Origin of the sequence: uncultured Luteimonas sp. (genome assembly GCF_947492465.1) — a bacterium.
Classification (GTDB): Bacteria; Pseudomonadota; Gammaproteobacteria; order Xanthomonadales; family Xanthomonadaceae; genus Luteimonas.
This window is the reverse complement of sequence record NZ_CANLNF010000002.1, coordinates 596,027-616,430: the sequence shown is the minus strand read 5'-3', so window position 1 is coordinate 616,430 and position 20,404 is coordinate 596,027. Positions and strand designations below refer to the sequence as shown.

The following is a 20,404-nucleotide window of genomic DNA, read 5'->3' as shown; positions in this document are numbered from 1 at the left end:
CCTGTGCAGGCGGGCCCACTTGCAGCGCCCGCCAGCGGGCCGGAACATGCCGCAGCTTTCCGCGCCTGCCGGCGCCATCGACCCCATGAACCGAGACTTCCATCGCTACGACGTCATCGTGATCGGCGGCGGCCATGCCGGCACCGAGGCCGCGCTGGCGTCGGCGCGCGCCGGTGCGCGCACCCTGCTGCTCACCCACAGCATCGATACGGTCGGCGCGATGAGCTGCAATCCGGCGATCGGCGGGATCGGCAAGGGCCACCTGGTGCGCGAGATCGACGCGCTCGGCGGGATCATGGCCAGGGCCGCGGACGCCGCCGGCATCCAGTGGCGCCGCCTCAATGCCTCCAAGGGCCCGGCGGTGCGCGCCACCCGCGCCCAGGCCGACCGCGCGCTGTACCGCGCCTTCGTCCGCCGCGCGGTCGAGCACCAGCCGAACCTGACCGTGTTCCAGGCGGCGGTCGACGACCTGGTGATCGAAGGCGACGCGGTGCGCGGTGCGATCACCAACACCGGCCTGCGTTTCGACGCGCCGGCCGTGGTGCTCACTGCCGGCACCTTCCTCGCCGGCAAGGTGCACATCGGCGAAACGCAGTACGCGGCCGGCCGCATGGGCGATCCGCCGGCGGCGACCCTGGCCGCGCGTCTGCGCGAACGCCCGCTCGTGGTCGACCGGCTCAAGACCGGTACGCCGCCGCGCATCGACGGGCGCACGCTGGACTACACGGTGATGCAGGCGCAGCCCGGCGACGACCCGCGCCCGGTGTTCTCGTTCATGGGCTCGCATGCCGACCAGCCGCGCCAGGTCTCGTGCTGGATCACCCACACCAGCGAGCGCACCCACGACATCATCCGCGGCGCGCTGCACCGCTCGCCGCTGTACTCGGGCCAGATCGAGGGCATCGGCCCGCGCTATTGCCCGAGCATCGAGGACAAGGTGGTGCGCTTCGCGGAGAAGGCGAGCCACCAGATCTTCGTCGAGCCCGAGGGGCTGGACGTGGTGGAGATCTATCCCAACGGGATCTCCACCTCGCTGCCGTTCGACGTGCAGCTGGAACTGGTGCGCTCGATCGCCGGCTTCGAACACGCCCACATCACCCGTCCCGGCTACGCGATCGAGTACGACTTCTTCGACCCGCGCGGGCTGAAGACCTCGCTCGAGACCAAGGCGATCGAAGGCCTGTTCTTCGCCGGCCAGATCAACGGCACTACCGGCTACGAGGAGGCCGCGGCGCAGGGCCTGCTGGCCGGCGTCAACGCCGCACGCTTCGCGCGCGACCTGGCGCCGTGGTCGCCGCGCCGCGACCAGGCCTACCTGGGCGTGCTGGTCGACGACCTGATCACGCACGGCACCTCCGAGCCCTACCGGATGTTCACCTCGCGCGCCGAGTACCGCCTGCAGCTGCGCGAAGACAATGCCGACCTGCGGCTGACGCCGGTCGGTCGCGAGCTCGGACTGGTGGACGATGCGCGCTGGACCCGGTTCGAGGCCAAGCGCGAGGCAATCGAGGGCGAGACGCGGCGCCTGGGTGCGCTGCGCGCCTCGCCCGGCAACGCCGCATCGCGCGAGGCGGCCGCGACGCTGGGCATCGAACTGAGCCGCGAGGGCAGCGCGCTCGACCTGCTGCGGCGGCCCGAACTCGACTACGCGAAACTGGCGGCGCTGGATGCGTTCGCGCCGGAGATGCCGGTCGCGCCCGAGGTCGCCGAACAGGTCGAGATCGAGACCAAGTACGCCGGCTACCTGCAGCGCCAGCGCGAGGAGATCGCGCGCGCGCAGCGCAACGAATCCACGGCCATTCCCGATGGCTTCGACTACACCCAGGTGCGCGGCCTGTCGGCCGAGGCCATGCAGAAGCTGTCGCGGGTGCGCCCGCAGACGGTGGGCCAGGCGCAGCGCATTCCCGGCATGACGCCGGCGGCGATCTCGCTGCTGCTGGTGCACCTGGCGCGACGCAGGCCCGGTGCGCGGGTCGCCGAGGTTGGATCCGTTCCGACGGCGGCGGGGCGCTGAACCGTCGCGCGTTCTGCATCGGGGCTAGGAAGCGGCAAACGCCTCTTGCCAGGATCGACGCCGGATTGCGATCTACCCCGCCCGCGGCGCGTGGCCTTGCCGTGCGTCACGGTTGCCTGTCGCTGCCGATGACCTGCGCCTGATCGCCGACGCCCAGCGCGGCGCTGCGATGCACCTGCCGCGCGTGGCGAGTGCGGGGGCGGGTGTTGCCCGTGCCACCAGCGAAGTCGCAACGGCGCAAGCAGCCGGCGCCGCTCAGAATTTCCAGGTCGCGCGCACGTAGAGGTCGTTGTCGCGGCGCGGTCGCACGGCGGTCGCCGGCAGGTCGATCTCCTCGCGCTGCCGGTAGCGCGCGTCGAACTGCCATTCCTTCGACGGCTGCCACACCCAACGCGCCTCCAGCAGCTCGTCGTTGGGCCGGAAATCGCTGGAGATCAGCCAGCCGTCGGCGACGCGCCCGTAGACGATCCCGAGGTCGTGGTCGGGCAGGAGGTCCATGAAGTTGAGCGAGGCCTGCCATGAGAGGCCGTCGGCGCTGCCGGTACCGGAATTCACCGCTTCGCGGCGTGGCGTGTCCGGTGCGTAGCCCAGTTCGCCGCCCAATCGCAGCTTCGTGCCGCCCGCGCCCAGCGGCCACTGCGCGGTGGCCTTGGCGGTGACGGCCAGGTAGTCCTGCGTGCGCGGATCCGCGACGCCGTCGGGATGCAGCGCCGAAGGCAGCCAGTTGAGCGTGAGCACGCGCTGCACCAGCGGGCCGATCGCGGTCTTCGATTCGGCCACCGCCAGCACGCCAACGTGCGAGTCGCCGTCATCGAATGCCAGCGGGCGGCGCAGGGTGCCGGTCGGACCGCGGCGATCGTTGTGGCGCAGCACCAGGTGCGTGGTCCAGTCGTCGCTGGCGCGCCACTGCAGCCAGGCGCCGTCGGTCCAGGTGACGTCGAAGTTGGGGCTGTCGTTCTGGTCGAGCGACTTCTTCATCACGTCGTCCAGGCCCCAGGCGGCCTGGAAGCGTCCGACGCGGAAGCTCCAGGGCGATTGCGCCGGGCGGTATTCGAGGTAGGCCTCGTCGATCGTGGCCTGGCCGTCCTCGAGGCCGGCGGGCCCGGGCGCGTAGGTGCGCATCCAGAACGCTTCGTCGTCCTGGTCGCTGTCGAGCCGGGCCGCGACGCGGCCGCTGACGTGCCAGCCGCCGCCGAGGTCGCCGCGCAGGCGCAGGCGCAGGCGGGCGCGCAGGCTGTCGGCGTCGGACTCGGCGCCGCTGCGGGCACGGGTTTCCGAAGCGACGTAACCGAAGCGCACGTCGCCGCTGGTCTTCCAGGACTCCTCGGCGTGGACGCCGCCGGCCGCCAGTACCAGCACCATCGCTGCGGCAAGCGGGTGACGGGCGCGGGTCATGGACCGCGACCCGGGATTGGCGCGACGGGTACGCATGGCAAGCCTCCTTCGGGCCGGATCATGCGCGCCAGTGTGCGCGCCGACACGAGGCATGTCCTTGACCCCGATCAACCCCTGCCGGCCCGCGGCCTGCCACCGCACTCGATGATTCGGGGGCGCGGACATGACGCACGCCGGCGGGCCCGTCGCGCGGCACCGCGCCGTCGGCTTGTCCGAAGGCCGTTGTTTCAGTGGCTCCGTGGCGCGGCGGCCGCGCCGGCCGCCATGCCAAAGCGCTTCTGCAGCGTGCTGGCCAGGCTGGCCCGGGTGAGTTCGCCCATGTGGGTATCGACCAGGCGGCCGTCGGCGTCGAAGAACAGCGTCGTCGGCAGGCCGCGGGTGCCCGTTTCCAGCATCGCCTGCGATTGCGGATCGAGCAGGACATGGTCGAGTTCCAGCCCGGCGGCATCGAGGTAGTCGCCGATGGTGCCGCGGTCCTCGCCCTGGTTGGCCAGCACGAAGACGACGTCCGGCCAGCGCCGCTGCGCATCGGCCAGCACCGGCATCTCGCGCCGGCAGGGCGGGCACCAGGTCGCCCACAGGTTCAGCACCATCGGCCGACCCGAGAGCGCGGCGAGCGTGGTCGGTTCCCCGTCGAGCGTCGCCAGTTCGAAGGCGGGCAGCGGCGGCGCGGCGCGCTGCATCATCGCCAGCAGGCCGCCGAACACGGCCCAGGCCAGCATGCCTGCGGCGATGCCGGCCAGCAGCGGGCGCCGCAGCGGTCGCCGCTTCCCGGTCCGCCACCAGGCGAAGGCCGCCGCCGCAGGCAGACCCGCCCACCACAGGAAGCCACCGTCGCCGATGGCGATGATCGACCTGGGCGCTGCCATGTATTCCGGCCACCACAGCAGCACGTAGCCCAGTCGCGCGGCGAGCAGGCCGACCAGCACCGCATCGACGAACAGCGCCACCGCGATCCGGTGCGGACAGGCCGCCGCCGCATCGGGCAGTCGCCGTGCCCAGGCGCGCACCACCAGCCAGCCGACGATGGTGGCCGCCGCGGCGATCACCGCGTGCATCGGGAACGGACCCAGGCCGCTCACCGGTAGGCTTTCAGGTAGCGGGCCTCGAAGCGCTGCTTGAGCCAGTGGAAGACGCGCATGCGCGGCAGCGCCAGGTTGCGCCTGCCGCTGCGGTACACGAGCATGCCGCTGTCGAGCGCATCGACGATGCAGACCAGTTCGGTGCGGAAGCCGTGCGCGGCTGTCTCGCCGCGCAGTTCCGCGGCGATGTTGCGGGCGACCGCGTCGGCCTGCAGGTCGGCCTGGTGCGCCTGCTTGGCCATCCAGTCCGGTCCCGGGTAGCTGCCGGCGTCGCCGGCGACGTACACCTGCTCCAGGGCCGGCACCCGGCACGACGCATCGGCGGCGACGAACCCGCCCGCCGAGCGCGGCAGCGCGCTGCCGTCGAGCCAGGCCGGGCCGGTGAGTCCGGGCATGAACAGGATCAGGTCGGCATCGAATCCGCCGCCTTCCGTCACGACCCTGCCGGGTTCGAAGCGCAGCGGCTTGTGGCCCAGGTGGGTCTCGATGCCCAGCGCCCGCATCCGCGAGAGCATTTTCGCCACGGCGGCGGCGCCCAGGCGCTGGCCGGGCTGCGTCGCCGGGTTGAAGAACACCAGCCGGAACCGCTCGCGCCGGCCCTGCCGGCGCAGCAGGGTGTCGATGCCGAACAGGAACTCGAACATCGGCCCGCCGCGCACGGCACCCGGCTCGTCCGGATTGCTGACGAAGCCGATGGCGATCGTGCCGCCGTCCATCGCCGCAAGGCGGTCGCGGATCGACTCGGCCGCCTCGACGCCCTCGCAGGGAATGATGGCGTGCTCGATGCCCGGCAGCTTGCGCAGGTAGCGTCCGCCGGTGGCGATGACCAGCACGTCGCCGTGCACTTCCCCGGTATCGGTCATCACGCGGCGCCCGCCGTCGGCCACTTCGAGCACGCTGCCGCGATGCCAGTGCACCGCGTGGCGCTCGAAGAAGCGCGCCAGCGGGATGCGCAGGTCTTCGCCGCTGCGCTCGCCCGAGGGCAGCCAGATCAGGCTCGGCAGGTAGACCAGCTCGTTGCGCGGCGACACCACGGTCACCGGTTCGCGCACGCCGAGCGCTCGCAGGCGGCGGATCGTGGTGAGCGCGGCGAAGCCGCTGCCGAGGATGACGATCCGCGTCATGCGGCGTGTTCCCGCGCCCAGCGCACGATCTCCGCCGCCGGCAGCGCGCCCGACACGCGTGCCAGCTCGCGGCCGCCGCGGAACAGCGCCAGCGTCGGAATGCTGCGGATGTCGAAGCGCGCGCCCAGGTCGGGCTCGGCCTGGGTGTCGAGCTTGCCCAGGCGCATCCGCGGCTCCAGCTGCGCGGCGGCGGTTTCGAAGTGTGGCGCCATCACCCGGCAGGGGCCGCACCATGGCGCCCAGAAGTCCACGAGCAGCGGCAGGTCCGAACGGCTGGCGTGCAGGTCGAAGTTGCCGCGGTGCAGTACGACCGGGCGCGCGGCGAACAGCCGCTGGTGGCAACGGCCGCAGCCGGGAGCGTCGCCAAGCCGCGCTTCGGGCACCTGGTTGAGCGCGCCGCAGTGGACGCAGGGGATCTTGAGCGCGGCGCTCACGACCCGGCCTCGAAGCTCTTGTCGCCCAGCAGCACGCGGCCCTCGCCGTCGACCACGGTGACCGCGACGTCGATGCCCTGGCGCACGCTCTGGGTGACCACGCAGAACTCCTCGAACTGGGCCAGCACCCGGTCCAGCGCGCGGTAGTCGGCGTTGTGCCCGGGCAGGTGCAGGGTCACGGCCGCCGACGGGATCCGCCAGCGCCCCTCGGCGTTGCGCTGCGGCACAGCGGTGATTTCGGCGGTCAGCGGCCCGGGCGTGTTGCGCTGCTTGCGCAGCGCGAACAGCAGGCTGGCGACCAGGCAGTTGGCGACCGCGGCCAGCAGCATGCGCGAGGGGTTGGGCCCCTGGTCCTGCCCCAGCGGCGGCGACTCGTCGGTGAGCAGCGGCTCGAGCGCGGTGTCGTGGAACTGCACGCGGAAGGCGTAGTCGCCGTCCTGCGCGAGGCTGATGCGGATGGGGCTGTCGATGCTCATGCGTCCTCCTGTGGCCGCCGGTCAGCGCGCCGCGGCCGGGACTTCGACCCACAGCGCGCCGCGCAGGTCGCCGACCGAGAAGCCGGTGGCGGCGTCGTCCGGGTAGCGGGCGGCGAGGGCCGCCTGCACGTCCGGCGCGAGATGGCTGCCGTGGCAGGCCAGGCAGCCGGGTTCGGTGGCGATGCCGCGCATCATGCGCAGCGCGACGCCGTCTGGCAGGCCGTCGCGGATCACCGCGACCTGCTCGCCGGCCGGGGCGCTGTCGGCCACCGCCCGTGCGAACGCGTCCAGCGGCGCGCGCTGCCAGTCCGCGGCGACGTGGCCGGGATTGCGGTTGCGGCCCGGCACGGCGACGCGGCCCAGGCGCACGTCGTGCGTGGCCATCACGTCGGCGGCGATGCGTGGCGCGTCGTCGTGGCAGACCCCGATCGCGGCGACCGGCCCGCCCGCCTGCATCGCGCCCTGCAGCCGCTCGCGCAGGCGCGTACTGAACGCCATCGCGGCCGCGCGCGCGCGGGTCGCGTCCGCATCGCCGGCCGCCTGCGCGGGCGCGGCGGCAGCGCTGGCGGTGGATGCGGCGGGCGCCGGCTCGTGCGCGCAGGCGGCGAGTGCCGTCGCGGCGAGCAGGGGCAGGAGTGCGCGGAGCGGCAGGTGCAGTGTCATGGCGTGGCCTTGGTCGGGCGGCTGCGCGTGAGCAGCGAGTAGTACAGCAGGGGAATGACAAGCAGCGTGAGCACGGTCGAGACCAGGATGCCGAAGATCAGCGAGATCGCCAGGCCGTTGAAGATCGGGTCGTCGAGGATGAAGAACGCACCGCCCATCGCCGCCAGCGCGGTCAGCGCGATCGGCTGCGCGCGCACCGCGCAGGCGTCGACCACCGCCTGCGCCGGCGTGCGCCCGCGCGCCAGTTCGTGGTTGATGAAGTCCACCAGCAGGATCGAGTTGCGCACGATGATGCCGGCCAGCGCGATCATGCCGATCATGCTGGTGGCGGTGAACTGCATGCCCAGCAGCGCGTGTCCCGGCATCACCCCGATCACGGTCAGCGGGATCGGCGCCATGATCACCAGCGGCACCGCGTAGTTGCGGAACCAGGCCACCACCAGCAGGTAGATCAGCACCATGCCCGCCGCATAGGCGATGCCCATGTCGCGGAAGGTCTCGTAGGTGATCTGCCACTCGCCGTCCCACTTGACCGCATAGCCGGCGGTGTCGGCCGGCTGGGCGATGTAGTGCTGCGACAGCCGCTGGCCCGCGACGGCGTGTTCGTCGAGCTGTCCGACCAGCTCGAACATGCCGTACAGCGGACTGTCGGTCGCGCTGCTCTCGTCGCCCATCACGTAGACCACGGGCAGCAGGTCCTTGTGGTGGATGGCGCCGTCCCAGGCCTGCGTGCGCGGCTGCACCAGCTCCGACAGCGGCACCAGCTGGCCGTCGCCGCCGCGCACGCGCAGCGCCAGCACGCCGTCGAGCGTGGCCTGGTCGGCCACCGGCAGGCGCAGCCGGATCGGGCGCGGGTACTTCGAGCTGCCGTCGATGAGGTGGCTCGCGTCCAGGCCGGACAGGCCGGCAGCGATGGTGTCGGCGATATCGGCCTGCGACACGCCCAGGCGCGCGGCGCGCACGCGGTCGATCGCCAGCACTTCGCGCGCGGCGTCGGCCTCGACGCTGCTGTCGACGTCGACGATGCCGTCGGTGGCGAGGAAGCGCTGCTCCAGCGCGCGGCCGATCTCGCGCTGTCGCGCGTAGTCGGGCCCATACACTTCGGCCACGATCGGCGAGAGCACCGGCGGGCCCGGCGGCACTTCCACCACCTTCACCGACGCCCCGTGGCGGCGCCCGACCCCGGCGACCTGCGGGCGCAGCGCCACGGCGATGTCGTGGCTCTTGCGGTCGCGCTCGCGACGGTCGACCAGGTTCACCTGCAGGTCGCCGACGTTGGCGCCGGCGCGCAGGTCGTACTGGCGCACCAGGCCGTTGAAGTTGATCGGCGCCGCGGTGCCGGCATAGGCCTGCCAGTCGCGCACCTCGGGCACGCGCCCGATCACCGCCGACAGCTCCGACAGCAGCGCGCTGGTGTCTTCCAGGGTGCGGCCTTCGGGCAGGTCGACCACGATCTGCAGTTCGGACTTGTTGTCGAACGGCAGCATCTTCATCACCACCAGCCGGAAGCCGGCCAGGCTCGCGGCCAGCACCACGAGCAGGGCCATCGCCGCGAACAGCCAGCGGCGCCGGCGCGCGCCGCGATCGGCGGACAGGAAGGGCGTCATCAGCCGCTCGAACAGGCGGTGCAGGCGCGCGGCCATCGTGCCTTCGGCGTGGCCGTCGTGCTGGCCGGCGCCGGCGGCCACGTGGCCCTTGAGCAGCTTCAGCGACAGCCACGGCGTGACCACCAGCGCGATCGCCAGCGACAGCAGCATGCCCACCGAGGCGTTGATCGGGATCGGCCGCATGTACGGTCCCATCAGGCCGCTGACGAAGGCCATCGGCATCAGCGCCGCGATCACGGTGAAGGTGGCCAGGATGGTCGGGCCGCCGACCTCGTCCACGGCCGGCGGGATCGCCTCGCGCAGGGTCTTTCCGCCGTGGGCCATGTGCCGGTGGATGTTCTCCACCACCACGATGGCGTCGTCGACCAGGATGCCGATCGAGAAGATCAGCGCGAACAGCGAGACGCGGTTGAGGGTGAAGCCCATCGCCCAGGAGGCGAACAGGGTGGTGGCCAGGGTCAGCACCACCGCGCTGCCGATCACCAGCGCCTCGCGCCGGCCCAGCGCGAACAGCACCAGCAGCACCACCGAGCCGGTGGCGAACACCAGCTTCTTGATCAGGGTGTGCGCCTTGTCGCTGGCGGTGGCGCCGTAGTCGCGGGTGACCTGCACCTCGATGCCGTCGGGGATCAGCTGCCCGCGCAGCGCCTGCACGCGCTCGCGCGCGGCGCGGGTGATGTCGGCGGCGTTGCTGCCCGGCTTCTTGGCGATCGCCAGCGTGACCGCGGGGGCCGTGCCCGTGGCCGGACCGTCGCGCCCCGCCGGGGCGCCATGCCAGACGTAGCTCGCCGGCGCGTCGGCGGCATCGCTGACCCGGGCGACGTCCTCGAGCCGCACCGGCTGGCCGCCGGCGACGCCCAGCACCAGGCCGGCGACTTCGTCGCGGTCGGCCAGGAAACTGCCCGAGGTGACCTGGACCACGCCGTCGACGCCGATGCGCTCGCCGGCCTGGCGTGCGAGGTTGGCCGCCTGCAGCGTGCCGGCGAGGTCGGTCACGGCCAGGCCGTGGCTGGCCAGGCGCGCGGCATCGAGTTCCACCATCACCGCCCGCTCGGGTGCGCCGATGGTGAACACGTCGCGGGTGCCGGGGATGCGCTTGAGTTCGGTTTCCAGCGTGTGCGCGACCGCGGCAAGATCGCGCGCCGAGCGCGCCGGGTCGTCGGTCCACAACGTCAGCGCCATCACCGGCACGTCGTCGATGCCCTTGGGCTTGACCACGGGCTGGCCGATGCCCAGGCCCTGCGGCATCCAGTCCTGGTTGGAGAAGACCTTGTCGTACAAGCGCACCAGCGCAGGCTGGCGCGCCACGCCAACCTCGAATTCCACGGTCAGCACCGCCATGCCGGGACGGCTCACCGAGTAGGTGTGCTTGACCTGTTCGATCTCCGAGAGCACCTGCTCCAGCGGCCAGGCGACCATCTGCTCCACGTGGCGCGCGTCGGCGCCGGGGAAGGGCACGATCACGTTGGCCATGGTCACGTCGATCTGCGGCTCTTCCTCCTGCGGCGTGACCAGCACCGCGACGATGCCCAGCAACAGCCCCAGCAGGGCCAGGACCGGCGTGAGCGGGTTGGCCTGGAAGGTCGCGGCCAGGCGTCCGGCAAGCCCCAGGCGTGCGCTGTCGTGGGCCGCCATGTCAGTCCCCGGCTCCGCGCGCGGCCGCCAGCGCCTGCATCGCGGCCACGGGGTCGGCGGCGATCGATTCGCCCTCCGCCAGCCCGGCGATCACCTCGACCCGGTCGCCCACCTGCGCGCCCAGGCGCAGCTGGCGCAGCGTCAGCTGCCCGTCGGCCAGCACGTAGGCGGCGGTGACCTCGCCACGGCGCAGCACCGCGCCGGCCGGGATGCGCGGATGAGCGGCGCCCGGCACGGCCGGGAACGCGACCTTGGCGGTACTGCCGGGCGACGGAACCGGATCGAGCTGCGGCAGCTGCACGCGCACGCGCACGGCGTGGCTGGCGGCATCGCCGGCCGGGAACACGGTCACGTCGGCCGCTTCCGCGCTGCGGCCATCGGGCAGGTGCACGCTGGCCACCGGCTCGGCGCGGATCGCGTCCGCCGTCGACTGCGGCACGCTGACCTCGATCCGCAGGGCATCGGGCGCGAACACCGACATCAGGACCGCGCCGATGCCCACGCTCTCGCCCGGATCGACCTCGCGCGAGGCGACGATGCCGGCATAGGGTGCGCGGATGCTGGTGTAGGCGGCCTGCTGGCCGACGTTGGCCAGCTGCGCGCGCGCGGCGTCGCGCGCGGCGCGCGCCGAATCGCGGACCGCACGCGCCTGGTCGAGCTGCGCGCGCGAGACATAGTCGCCCTGCGACAGCGCCAGGTAGCGCGCATGGCTGGCGTCGGCCTCGCGGGCCGCGGCCTCGGCGGCCTGCAGCTGCGCGCGCGCGGCGTTGACGCCGGCCTGCTGCTCCACCGCGGTCAGGCGCACCAGCAGCTCGCCCTCGGCGACACGGTCGCCGACGTCGCGGCGCACCTCGGCCACGCGGCCGCTGGTCTGCGCCGCGAGCGTGGCGTGGCGCACGGCCTCGACCACGCCGTCCCAGGCGCGGCTGCCGGCGCTGTCGCCGCCCTCGACCACCACGGTGTCCAGGCCGTCGATGGCGGGCGGCGGCGGCAACCCGGCGTCGCCGCCCCCACAGGAGGCGAGCGCGAACGCCAGCAGCGACGCCGCCGCCAGGCGCAGGACAGGGGGAACGCGCAGGGTCATGGCGCAGCCCTAGCGGAACGCGCAGCCGCTGCGCACGCCGAACCTGCGGAACACGATGGCGGCGGGGCAGAAGCCGGTGATGCTGGATTGCAGCAGGTTGGCGCCGACGAAGGCGGTCAGCCACAGCCACAGCGGCGAGACGAAGTGGGCCAGCAGCAGGCTGCCGAGGATCATCACGCCGGCGAAGGCGAAGATGGCGCGATCGAGGTTCATGGGTGTTCTCCGTGGGGTCGGGTGGCGCTCAGCGGGTGCGGTCGATGCCCAGCAGCATGAGCACGTACTTCTCGTACACCGGCTCGGTGTGGCCGGACTTCATCTTCATCAGGAAATATTTTTCGAACGCGACCTTGGCCAGGTGCACCCACTTGCCGGCGCGGCTCCAGGTCACGTTGCGCGGCGGCATCTGCGGCAGCGCGACGAAGGCGATGCCGGTATCGCCCATGTCGGCCAGGCAGATGGCGTTCCAGGTGGCCTGCGCGGTGGCCGGTTCCCCGGCCAGTTCGGCGCGGATGTTCTGTGCGATGGCGGTGACCATCGACTCGATCATGAACCCGGTCTTGGGCGCGCCGGTCGGTACCGGCGTGGCCTCCACCGGCGGGATCGCCACGCACACGCCCAGCGCGTGCACGTTGGGGAAGGCGGGGTTGCGCTGGTGCGGGTCGATCAGCACGAAGCCGCGCGGATTGCACAGCCCCTCGATCCCGCGCACGGCGTCCACGCCGGTGAACGCGGGCAGCACCATCGCGTAGCGGAACGGCAGCGTGTGCTGCCTGGCCGGCTTGCCGTCGACGTCCATCTCGACGACGTCCATCGCACCGTCGCGCACTTCGGTGATCTTCGCGTTGGTGATCCACTGGATGTGGCGCTGGCGGAATTCCGATTCCATCAGCCCCTTCGAATCGCCGACGCCGCCCAGGCCCATGTGCCCGGCATAGGGTTCCGGGGTGACATAGGTGATCGGCACCCTGTCGCGCAGCCTGCGCTTGCGCAGGTCGTGGTCGAGGATCATCGCGAACTCGTAGGCCGGACCGAAGCAGCTGGCCCCGGCGGCTGCGCCGATCACCACCGGGCCCGGCGCCTCGAGGAAGGCCTGGTAGGCCTCCCAGGCGGCCGCGGCGTGGGCGGTGGTGCAGATCGAATGGGTGTGGCCGCCGTCGGGACCCAGGCCCGGGACCTCGTCGAACGCCAGCCGCGGGCCGGTGGCGACGACCAGGTGGTCGTAGCCGAGTTCGCGGCCGTCGCGCAGGCGGACGCGGTTGTGCGCCGGCTCCACCCGCTCGGCGCCGGCCGGCTCGAAGTCGATGCCGTGGCGCGCCAGGTACGCCGGCACCTGCAGCTGCACCTCGGCCGGCGTGCGCCGGCCGACGGCGACCCAGGGATTGGACGGGGTGAACGAGAACAGCTCGCCTTCGCCGACCACGGTGATCGCCGGACCCTTGCCCAGCGCACCACGCAGTTCGTAGGCGACGCTCATGCCGCCGATGCCCGCGCCCAGCACCACGATGTGGGTCATGACACAGCCTCCTTCGAACCGGTCGATGTCGAGGACCAGCCCCGGCTTGCAGTCACATTAGCAAACGCTTATATTAGATGCAACTGATAAATGAAGACCTCGCCCATGCGTCCCGATCCCGCGTTTCCATCCCCTGCCGCGGTTGGGATGCCACGCTTCGCCCACGCCTCCCGGCTTGCCGTCCGCCCGTGGGCATGGCGCAATGCCCGGCCCTCCGCGAACGCCTGACCATGCCTGCACGCAATCCCGGCCCCGACTTCGACCTCGCCGCCATGCAGGCCCATGCCGGCGATGCCGCGCAGCTGCTCAAGGCCCTGGCCAACGAGCGCCGGCTGCAGGTGCTGTGCCTGTTGGCGGGCGGGGAACGCTCGGTCGGCGAGCTCAACGCGCTGCTCGACCTGAGCCAGTCGGCCCTGTCCCAGCACCTGGCCGTGCTGCGCGAGGAAGGCCTGGTGCGCACGCGGCGCGAGGCGCAGACGATCTACTACGCGCTGGCCCCGGGCCCGGCCGCCGCGGTCATGGAGACGCTGCACGGCATCTACTGCAGCCCAGCGTCGGCACGCAGGCGCCGCGCCTGATCGCGACCGCGCCACGCGCCCGCTCCCGCCGCGTGCGGTGCCGACACCCGACCCGAACGAAAACCCACGGAGAATTCCATGTCCGCCATCGACTCCTACACCGATCTCACCCGCGCCGTCTCGAAGAACCTGACCCCGCTGCGCACCCACAATGCCGAGCTGATGCAGGGCTTCGGCGCGCTGAGCCGTGCCGCGCTCGCGCCCGGCGCGCTCGACGAGAAGACCAAGGAACTGATCGCCATGGCGATCGGCGTGGCCAGCCGCTGCGATGCCTGCCTGGGCTTCCACGCCAAGGCCCTGGTGCGCCTGGGCGCGACGCCGGAGGAGTTCCGCGAGATGCTGGGCGTGGCCGTCTACATGGGCGGCGGGCCGTCGCTGATGTACGCGGCCAACGCGCTGGCCGCCTTCGAGGAATTCGGCGCGGCGTCGAATCCGGCCTGATCCGGACGACGCTGCGCCGCGCGCGTCAGTCCGCGTCCGGATTGCGCCTGCGCCACTGCGCCAGTTGCTCGCGGTAATGCTGCAACGCTTCGCTGTAGCTGTCGTGCACGCAGGGATCGCAGCCGCTGTCGCAGCAGTCGCCCGGCAGTGGCGGCTCCGGCGGCAACGGGCGCGGATCGGCGGGCGGAGTCGACGTGGCGCGGCGGGCGGGATCGGAGGCGCTGGACATGCGCCTATGGTCGCCCGACCGCGCGTCGGCGTGAACCGGAACGCGGCGCGCGTCTCGCCGCCGCCGCGCAGTCCCGCCGTAAAATGGCGGGAACGTGAACAGGGGCACGTACGCGGCATGCCAGGACCGGCTGCATCCATTCCCGCCATGCGCGCATGGCGGGCCCGGCTCGCTTGTGCGATGGCCGGCGCCTGGCTGGCGCTGGCCGGGCCGGCGTGCGCGCTCGATCCCGAGCTGCCGCCCGAGCGCTACACCATCACCCGCTGGAGCGCCGACGACGGCCTGCCGCACAGCCAGATCCACGACATCGGGCAGAGCCCGGACGGCTTCCTGTGGGTCACCACCTGGGAGGGCACCGCCCGCTTCGACGGGCTGGACTTTTCCGAAGTCGCGCGCCTGAACGATCCCACCGGGGGTCGGCGCCCGTCGCGGCGGCTGTGGCGGGATGCGGACGGCAGCATGCTGGTGGCGGTGGATGGTCCCGGGCTGCTGCGGGTGCCGGCGGTGGGCGCGGCCCGGCCGGCCTGCCGGGACATCGACGCGCTCCAGGTCAGCCAGCTCGCGCCGGGCGTCGACGGCCTGCCCTGGCTGGCCGCGCGCGACGGGCTCTATCGCCTGCAGTCCGACGGCCGCTGCACGCGGGTGGCCGGTGGCCAGTCGCTGGCCGGGCGCACCGTCAACGGCATGCTTGCCCAGGCCGACGGCAGCCTCTGGCTCGGCCTGCGCGGCGGCCTGTTCCGCTGGCAAGGCGGCCGCCTCGAGGCGCTGGGCGAGCGGCTCGGGCTGCCCGCCGGCGAGGTGCGGGGACTGGTGCGCGACGCTGGCGGGGACATCTGGATCGCCAGCGAGCAGGGCGTCTGGCGCTACCGCGGGGGCCGCCTGCAGGCGGTGCGCCCCGAGCGCGCCGAAGGCCTGCTGCTGGACGATTCGGGAGCGCTGTGGGTCGCCGGCACCGACAGCGTCGTGCTGCGCCATCGCGATGGCCGCTGGCACCGCTGGGGCGAGGGCGAGGGCGTGGTGGGTTATGCCACCGGCGCGCTGTTCCAGGATCGCGAGGGCCTGGTCTGGTTCGGTACCACGCACGGCCTGTTCCGGATCGCCGACGGCCCGGTCCGCGGTATCGCGCGCCAGCCCGGGCTGCCGTCGGACTACATCCGCAGCGTGCTGCAGACCGCGGACGGCCAGGTCTGGATCGGCCACTCGCTGGGCCTGAGCCGCATCCGCGATACGCGGCCGGAGCTGCTGTTCCCGCAGCCGGGCACACAGCCGTCGAGCGTGCTGGCGCTGGCCCCGGCGGCCGGAGGCGGCGTCTGGGCCGGCACCTACAACCGCGGCGTGCTGCGCGTCGGGCCGGGTGTTCCCGCGCCGGTTCGGCCACTGGCGACCGGCGACCACCCGCTGGCCGCCGAACAGGTGCGCGCGCTGCTGGAGGATCCCGACGGCACGCTGTGGATCGGCACCGAGCGCGGCCTGGTGGCCTGGCGCGACGGCCGCTTCGATCCGCAGCCGCTGCCTGGCTTGCCGGCACTGCCGGTGCGCGCCCTGCAGCGCAGCGAGGGCGGCCGGCTGTGGATCGGCCAGCTGGGCGGCATGGCCTGGCGCGAGCCCGACGGACACCTGGTGGTGCTGCGTCCGGGCCAGGGATTCCCGGCGCAGTCGGTCTTCGACTTCCTGCACGACGCCGATGGCGGCACCTGGGTGGCCAGCAACCGCGGCGTGCTCCACCTGCGCGACGGTGGCTGGCGCCAGTACGGCGCGGCGCAGGGCCTGCGCGGCAGCAGCGTGTTCCGCCTGCTCGACGACGCCTACGGCAACCTGTGGTTGAGCGGCAACCATGGCGTGGCGCGAGTGCCGCGGCGCTCGTTCCAGGCGGTGGACCGTGGCGATCGCGCGCGCCTGGACGTGCAGGTTTTCGACCGCGACGACGGCATGCCGAGCCGGCAGGCCAACGGCGGCAGCGCACCGGCGGGCTGGCGCCTGGCCGACGGGGAGGTATGGCTGCCCACCGCCAGCGGCGTGGCGGTGTTCGACCCGGGGCTGGTGATGGAGCGGGGGCGCGGCGACGTGCCGCTGGTGATCGACACGCTGCAGGTCGACGGCCGCGAGCTGGCGCCTGCGGATGCGGGCGTGCTGCAGCCGGGTTCGCGCGTGCAGATCCGCTACGCGGGCCTGAGCCTGCGCCAGCCCAACGCCCTGCGCTACCGCTACCGCATGCAGGGCGTGGACGCGCACTGGATCGACGCCGGCACGGCGCGCGAGGTGACCTACACCAACCTGCCCGCCGGCCGGCTGCGCTTCGAGGTACAGGTGGCGCACGCGCCCGCCGACTGGAGCAGGCCGGCGGCCTCGACCGGCTTCGAGCTGCAGGTCGCGGCCCCGTGGTGGGCGCGACCCTGGGCCGTGCTGCCGGCAATCGGGACGCTGCTGCTCCTGTTCATCCTGCTGCACCACGTCCTGGGCCGCCGCCAGCGGCGGCATGCGCGCCAGCTGGAAGCCGAAGTGGCGCAGCGCACCGCGCAGCTGCGGGAGAAGAACCAGGAACTGGAGGAAGCCTCGCGCCAGCGCGAGCGGCTGGTGGAGCAGCTGGCCCACCAAGCCAGCCACGACAGCCTGACCGGCCTGCCCAACCGCCGCGCCGGCGACCAGCAGCTGGCGATGGCGCTGCAGCAGGCCGACGCCGCGCACACCCCGCTGTGCGTGGCGATCGTCGACCTGGACCGCTTCAAGCACATCAACGACCGCTATGGGCACCAGGGCGGCGATCGCGTGCTGGCGCACGTGGCCGGGCAGCTGCAGGCGTCGCTGCGCGAGCCGTCGCTGTTCGTGGCGCGCCTGGGCGGCGAGGAATTCCTGGTGGTGCTGCGCCAGACCGCGCTGGCCGGAGCGCTGTCGCTGCTCGAACGCGCACGCCACGACGTGGCGGCGCTGGCGATCGCGCCGGACAGCGACGACAGCATCGCCTGCACCATCAGTGCCGGCGTGGTCGAGCGCAGCGGTCGCGAGGGCGCCGACGCGCTGCTGCAGCGCGCCGACGCGGCGCTGTACGAAGCCAAGCGCCAGGGCCGCGACCGCATCGTCGCCGGCTGACGCTGCGCCGCGCGCCTGCGCCGGGCAGGCGCCGCCGTCAGCTGCGTTTTGCGCGCGCGAACGCCTGGGCCAGCGCGTTGTCGGCCGGCGGTGCGGACGGCTTCGGCGCGCCGCCGCCGCGCGGATTGCGCCGGGCGGAATCGCGCGCACCGGCGGCGTTGCGTTCGCCGCCGCGCTCCTGGCGCGGCGCGGGCGCGTCGTCGAGGCGACGCGTCAGGGCGATGCGCTTGCGCGCCACGTCCACCTCCAGCACCTTGACCTTGACGATGTCGCCGGCCTTGACCACCTCGCGCGGATCCTTGACGAACCGGTCCGACAGCGCCGAGATGTGGATCAGCCCGTCCTGGTGCACGCCGATGTCGACGAAGGCGCCGAAGGCGGCGACGTTGCTCACCACCCCTTCCAGGATCATGCCCTCGCGCAGGTCCTTGATGTCCTCGACGCCGTCGGCGAACACCGCGGCCTTGAACTCCGGGCGCGGGTCGCGGCCGGGCTTTTCCAGTTCCTTCAGGATGTCGCGCACGGTCGGTTCGCCGAAGCGCTCGTCGGTGAACTGCGCGGCTTTCAGCGTGCGCACGAAGCCGCTGTCGCCGATCATCGCCTGGATCGGCTTGCCGGTCGCCTGCACGATGCGCTCGACCACCGGATAGGCTTCCGGGTGCACGGAAGAAGCATCGAGCGGTTCGTCGCCATCGGCGATGCGCAGGAAGCCGGCGCACTGCTCGAAGGTCTTCTCGCCCAGGCGCGGCACCTTGAGCAGGTCGCGGCGGCGCCTGAACGGTCCGTTGGCGTCGCGATGCACGACGATGTTCTCGGCCACCGAGGTCGACAGCCCGGCCACGCGCGCCAGCAGCGCGCTGGAGGCGGTGTTGACGTGCACGCCGACCGCGTTCACGCAGTCCTCCACGCGCGCATCGAGCGCGCGCGCCAGCTTGTACTGGTCGACGTCGTGCTGGTACTGGCCCACGCCGATCGCCTTGGGCTCGATCTTGACCAGTTCGGCCAGCGGATCCTGCAGCCGCCGCGCGATCGACACCGCGCCGCGCAGCGACACGTCCAGGCCGGGGAATTCCTTCGCCGCCAGCTCCGAGGCCGAGTACACCGAGGCGCCGGCCTCGCTGACCACGATCTTCTGCATCTTCAGTTCGGGGCAGAGCTTGAGCAGGTCGCCGGCGAGCCTGTCGGTCTCGCGGCTGGCGGTGCCGTTGCCGATCGCCACCAGCTGCACGCCGTGGGCAAGGCACAGCTTGCGCAACGAGGCCAGCGACTGGTCCCATTGCCGGCGCGGCTCATGCGGATAGACGGTGTCGGTGGCCACCAGCTTGCCGGTGGCATCGACCACCGCCACCTTGACGCCCGTGCGCAGGCCGGGGTCCAGGCCCAGCACCGACTTCGGGCCGGCCGGGGCGGCCAGCAGCAGGTCCTTGAGGTTGTCGCCGAACACCGCGATCGCCTCGGCCTCGGCCTGCTCGCGCGCCTGCGCGAACAGGTCGATCAGCAGGTGCAGGTGCAACTTGGCCTTCCAGGCCAGGCGGCAGGCGTTGCGCAGCCAAGGGTCGGCGGCGCGGCCCTGGTCGCGGATGCCGGCATGCAGCGCCACCCGGCCTTCGGCGTAGAGGTGGCCGGCGTCGGGATCGCCGCCCGGCTCCAGGTCGAGGCTGAGGAACTCCTCGCGACGGCCGCGCATCAGCGCCAGCAGCCGGTGCGAGGGGATCTTCGCCAGCGGCTCGGCGTGGTCGAAGTAGTCGCGGAACTTCTCACCGGCCGCCTCCTTGCCTTCCACGACCTTCGCGCGGATCACGCCGCTGTTCCACAGCCACTCGCGCAGTTCGCCGATCAGCGCCGCGTCCTCGCCCCAGCGTTCGATCAGGATCGCGCGCGCGCCTTCCAGCGCGGCCTTCGCGTCGGCGACGCCCTGTTCGGCATCGACGAACTGCGCGGCGAATTCTTCCGGCACGCGCGTGGGATCCTCGATCAGGCCGTCGGCCAGCGGTTCCAGGCCGGCCTCGCGCGCGATCTGGGCGCGGGTGCGGCGCTTCTGCTTGTAGGGCAGGTACAGGTCTTCCAGCCGCGCCTTGCTGTCGGCCGCCTCGATGTCCGCGCGCAGCGCGTCGGTGAGCTTGCCCTGTTCCTCGATGCTGGACAGGATCGTGGCGCGGCGCTCCTCCATCTCGCGCAGGTAGACCAGGCGCACCTCGAGGTTGCGCAGCTGGGTGTCGTCGAGGCCGCCGGTGACCTCCTTGCGGTAGCGCGCGATGAACGGCACGGTCGCGCCCTCGTCGAGCAGGGCGATCGCGGCGCTGGCCTGTTCGGCCTTCGCGCCGATCTCCTCGGCGATGGTGTGCGAAATCTTGCGCGCGAGCGCCGGGGAAATCTCGGGCATGTCGTCGGTGCTGCTGGCGGCGTCGGGCCGCGGAACGGCGATTGTGGCAACCGCGGCGGCGCGCAGGAACCCGTTGACAATCCGCGCGCGGGGCAGTGCCGCCACCCCGTCTCAGGCGTCGCGCTCCACCGTATCGGCACGCGTGCGGCGGCGCCACGGCAGCGGGAGGTTGAACAGCACCAGCGCCAGCCACGCCAGCCGGCTGGAGGCCGACTCGCGGTCGGGCGCGCGCAGCTGCGGATCGGCCGGCGCCGCGTCGTCGTCGATCGCGTATTCGCCGGCCTCGAGCGCGTGCAGGATCGCGCGTGCGCGCGCTGCGTCCGCGTCGGCCACGCGCAGGCGCGTGCCGCCGATCGCCAGCCGCCATTCCCAGTTGGCCAGCGCCAGGTGCTCGTCGCCGAGCTGGGCCTCGATGCCTTCGGCCAGCAGCAGGCCGCGGGCGATCTGGGCCTGGATCGGATCGAGGTAGCTGGCGACGGTGGTGAACATGCGCGGGGCTGGCGGCGGGCGTGGCCTGCAGCGTACGCCAGCGGCGCCGCGCCGGTGTCGCGCACTGGCCATCGGCCCCCGCATTCCCGAGAATGCAGGCACGCGGGCGCCGCGAGGTTCTCATTTCGCCTGCCATGGCGGCTGGTCCGCGCATTCCCCAACAGGAGTCA

Annotated in this window: 17 protein-coding genes; 4 read left to right on the top strand and 13 right to left on the bottom strand. The window is 72.7% G+C overall.

The window, feature by feature from the left end; all coding sequences use genetic code 11:
- The first annotated feature begins 85 nt into the window (after positions 1–85).
- On the top strand, positions 86–2,014 hold the full coding sequence (gene mnmG, locus Q0863_RS07790) for a tRNA uridine-5-carboxymethylaminomethyl(34) synthesis enzyme MnmG (protein WP_298576973.1): 1,929 nt from the start codon (positions 86–88) through the stop codon (positions 2,012–2,014).
- A 255-nt stretch (positions 2,015–2,269) separates the two neighbouring features.
- Here mnmG and Q0863_RS07785 read toward each other — a convergent pair whose 3' ends face one another.
- The 10 genes from Q0863_RS07785 to Q0863_RS07740 all read right to left on the bottom strand — a co-directional run bounded on the left by Q0863_RS07785 (position 2,270) and on the right by Q0863_RS07740 (position 13,027).
- The gene (locus Q0863_RS07785; RefSeq protein ID WP_298576971.1) at positions 2,270–3,445 is read right to left on the bottom strand and encodes a porin; all 1,176 of its coding nucleotides are present in this window, start codon (positions 3,443–3,445) and stop codon (positions 2,270–2,272) included.
- A 191-nt stretch (positions 3,446–3,636) separates the two neighbouring features.
- Positions 3,637–4,491: a TlpA disulfide reductase family protein gene (locus tag Q0863_RS07780; RefSeq protein ID WP_280941133.1), complete on the bottom strand. Its 855-nt coding sequence runs from the start codon at positions 4,489–4,491 to the stop codon at positions 3,637–3,639.
- A complete protein-coding gene (locus Q0863_RS07775) occupies positions 4,488–5,615 on the bottom strand; it encodes an FAD-dependent oxidoreductase (RefSeq protein ID WP_298576969.1) in 1,128 nt (375 codons plus the stop codon). Before Q0863_RS07775 ends, Q0863_RS07780 begins: the two co-directional genes overlap by 4 nt.
- On the bottom strand, positions 5,612–6,049 hold the full coding sequence (gene trxC / locus Q0863_RS07770; RefSeq protein ID WP_280941131.1) for a thioredoxin TrxC: 438 nt from the start codon (positions 6,047–6,049) through the stop codon (positions 5,612–5,614). The genes Q0863_RS07775 and trxC overlap by 4 nt, the downstream gene beginning before the upstream one ends.
- Positions 6,046–6,525: an OsmC family protein gene (locus Q0863_RS07765; protein ID WP_280941130.1), complete on the bottom strand. Its 480-nt coding sequence runs from the start codon at positions 6,523–6,525 to the stop codon at positions 6,046–6,048. The genes trxC and Q0863_RS07765 overlap by 4 nt, the downstream gene beginning before the upstream one ends.
- 21 nt (positions 6,526–6,546) lie before the next feature.
- On the bottom strand, positions 6,547–7,188 hold the full coding sequence (locus Q0863_RS07760; protein ID WP_298576966.1) for a DUF3365 domain-containing protein: 642 nt from the start codon (positions 7,186–7,188) through the stop codon (positions 6,547–6,549).
- Complete coding sequence (locus Q0863_RS07755) at positions 7,185–10,430, bottom strand: efflux RND transporter permease subunit (protein WP_298576964.1); 3,246 nt, start codon at positions 10,428–10,430, stop codon at positions 7,185–7,187. Before Q0863_RS07755 ends, Q0863_RS07760 begins: the two co-directional genes overlap by 4 nt.
- Before the next feature lies 1 nt (position 10,431).
- A complete protein-coding gene (locus Q0863_RS07750; RefSeq protein WP_298576962.1) occupies positions 10,432–11,514 on the bottom strand; it encodes an efflux RND transporter periplasmic adaptor subunit in 1,083 nt (360 codons plus the stop codon).
- Positions 11,515–11,523: 9 nt separating this feature from the next.
- Entirely contained in the window at positions 11,524–11,727 is a 204-nt protein-coding gene (locus Q0863_RS07745; protein WP_298576960.1) for a DUF2892 domain-containing protein, read from the bottom strand.
- A gap of 28 nt (positions 11,728–11,755) precedes the next feature.
- Positions 11,756–13,027, bottom strand: a complete 1,272-nt coding sequence (locus Q0863_RS07740) for an FAD/NAD(P)-binding oxidoreductase (protein ID WP_298576958.1) — start codon at positions 13,025–13,027, stop codon at positions 11,756–11,758.
- Between the two features lie 230 nt (positions 13,028–13,257).
- On the opposite strand from Q0863_RS07740, the gene Q0863_RS07735 reads away from it, so the two are divergent.
- Positions 13,258–13,605 (top strand): metalloregulator ArsR/SmtB family transcription factor, encoded by a 348-nt coding sequence (locus Q0863_RS07735; RefSeq protein WP_280941123.1) that lies wholly within the window; start codon positions 13,258–13,260, stop codon positions 13,603–13,605.
- Positions 13,606–13,683: 78 nt separating this feature from the next.
- Positions 13,684–14,046: a carboxymuconolactone decarboxylase family protein gene (locus Q0863_RS07730; RefSeq protein ID WP_280941122.1), complete on the top strand. Its 363-nt coding sequence runs from the start codon at positions 13,684–13,686 to the stop codon at positions 14,044–14,046.
- A 25-nt stretch (positions 14,047–14,071) separates the two neighbouring features.
- Here Q0863_RS07730 and Q0863_RS07725 read toward each other — a convergent pair whose 3' ends face one another.
- Entirely contained in the window at positions 14,072–14,275 is a 204-nt protein-coding gene (locus tag Q0863_RS07725; protein ID WP_298576955.1) for an oxidoreductase-like domain-containing protein, read from the bottom strand.
- 180 nt (positions 14,276–14,455) lie between these two features.
- Here Q0863_RS07725 and Q0863_RS07720 point away from each other — a divergent pair, with 180 nt between their 5' ends.
- Positions 14,456–17,362: a ligand-binding sensor domain-containing diguanylate cyclase gene (locus Q0863_RS07720; RefSeq protein ID WP_298576953.1), complete on the top strand. Its 2,907-nt coding sequence runs from the start codon at positions 14,456–14,458 to the stop codon at positions 17,360–17,362.
- A 37-nt stretch (positions 17,363–17,399) separates the two neighbouring features.
- Here Q0863_RS07720 and Q0863_RS07715 read toward each other — a convergent pair whose 3' ends face one another.
- Positions 17,400–19,745 (bottom strand): Tex family protein, encoded by a 2,346-nt coding sequence (locus Q0863_RS07715; RefSeq protein ID WP_298576951.1) that lies wholly within the window; start codon positions 19,743–19,745, stop codon positions 17,400–17,402.
- A gap of 111 nt (positions 19,746–19,856) precedes the next feature.
- Positions 19,857–20,234, bottom strand: a complete 378-nt coding sequence (locus tag Q0863_RS07710; RefSeq protein ID WP_298576950.1) for a DUF2007 domain-containing protein — start codon at positions 20,232–20,234, stop codon at positions 19,857–19,859.
- Positions 20,235–20,404 lie beyond the last annotated feature (170 nt).

Coding starts and splice junctions, on each gene's coding strand:
- Q0863_RS07750 (WP_298576962.1), bottom strand. CDS start 11,514: ATGACCCTGCGCGTTCCCCCTGTCCTGCGCCTGGCGGCGGCGTCGCTG.
- Q0863_RS07730 (WP_280941122.1), top strand. CDS start 13,684: ATGTCCGCCATCGACTCCTACACCGATCTCACCCGCGCCGTCTCGAAG.
- Q0863_RS07725 (WP_298576955.1), bottom strand. CDS start 14,275: ATGTCCAGCGCCTCCGATCCCGCCCGCCGCGCCACGTCGACTCCGCCC.
- Q0863_RS07785 (WP_298576971.1), bottom strand. CDS start 3,445: ATGCGTACCCGTCGCGCCAATCCCGGGTCGCGGTCCATGACCCGCGCC.
- Q0863_RS07710 (WP_298576950.1), bottom strand. CDS start 20,234: ATGTTCACCACCGTCGCCAGCTACCTCGATCCGATCCAGGCCCAGATC.
- Q0863_RS07715 (WP_298576951.1), bottom strand. CDS start 19,745: ATGCCCGAGATTTCCCCGGCGCTCGCGCGCAAGATTTCGCACACCATC.
- Q0863_RS07735 (WP_280941123.1), top strand. CDS start 13,258: ATGCCTGCACGCAATCCCGGCCCCGACTTCGACCTCGCCGCCATGCAG.
- Q0863_RS07745 (WP_298576960.1), bottom strand. CDS start 11,727: ATGAACCTCGATCGCGCCATCTTCGCCTTCGCCGGCGTGATGATCCTC.
- Q0863_RS07720 (WP_298576953.1), top strand. CDS start 14,456: ATGGCCGGCGCCTGGCTGGCGCTGGCCGGGCCGGCGTGCGCGCTCGAT.
- Q0863_RS07765 (WP_280941130.1), bottom strand. CDS start 6,525: ATGAGCATCGACAGCCCCATCCGCATCAGCCTCGCGCAGGACGGCGAC.
- Q0863_RS07755 (WP_298576964.1), bottom strand. CDS start 10,430: ATGGCGGCCCACGACAGCGCACGCCTGGGGCTTGCCGGACGCCTGGCC.
- Q0863_RS07740 (WP_298576958.1), bottom strand. CDS start 13,027: ATGACCCACATCGTGGTGCTGGGCGCGGGCATCGGCGGCATGAGCGTC.
- Q0863_RS07775 (WP_298576969.1), bottom strand. CDS start 5,615: ATGACGCGGATCGTCATCCTCGGCAGCGGCTTCGCCGCGCTCACCACG.
- Q0863_RS07760 (WP_298576966.1), bottom strand. CDS start 7,188: ATGACACTGCACCTGCCGCTCCGCGCACTCCTGCCCCTGCTCGCCGCG.
- mnmG (WP_298576973.1), top strand. CDS start 86: ATGAACCGAGACTTCCATCGCTACGACGTCATCGTGATCGGCGGCGGC.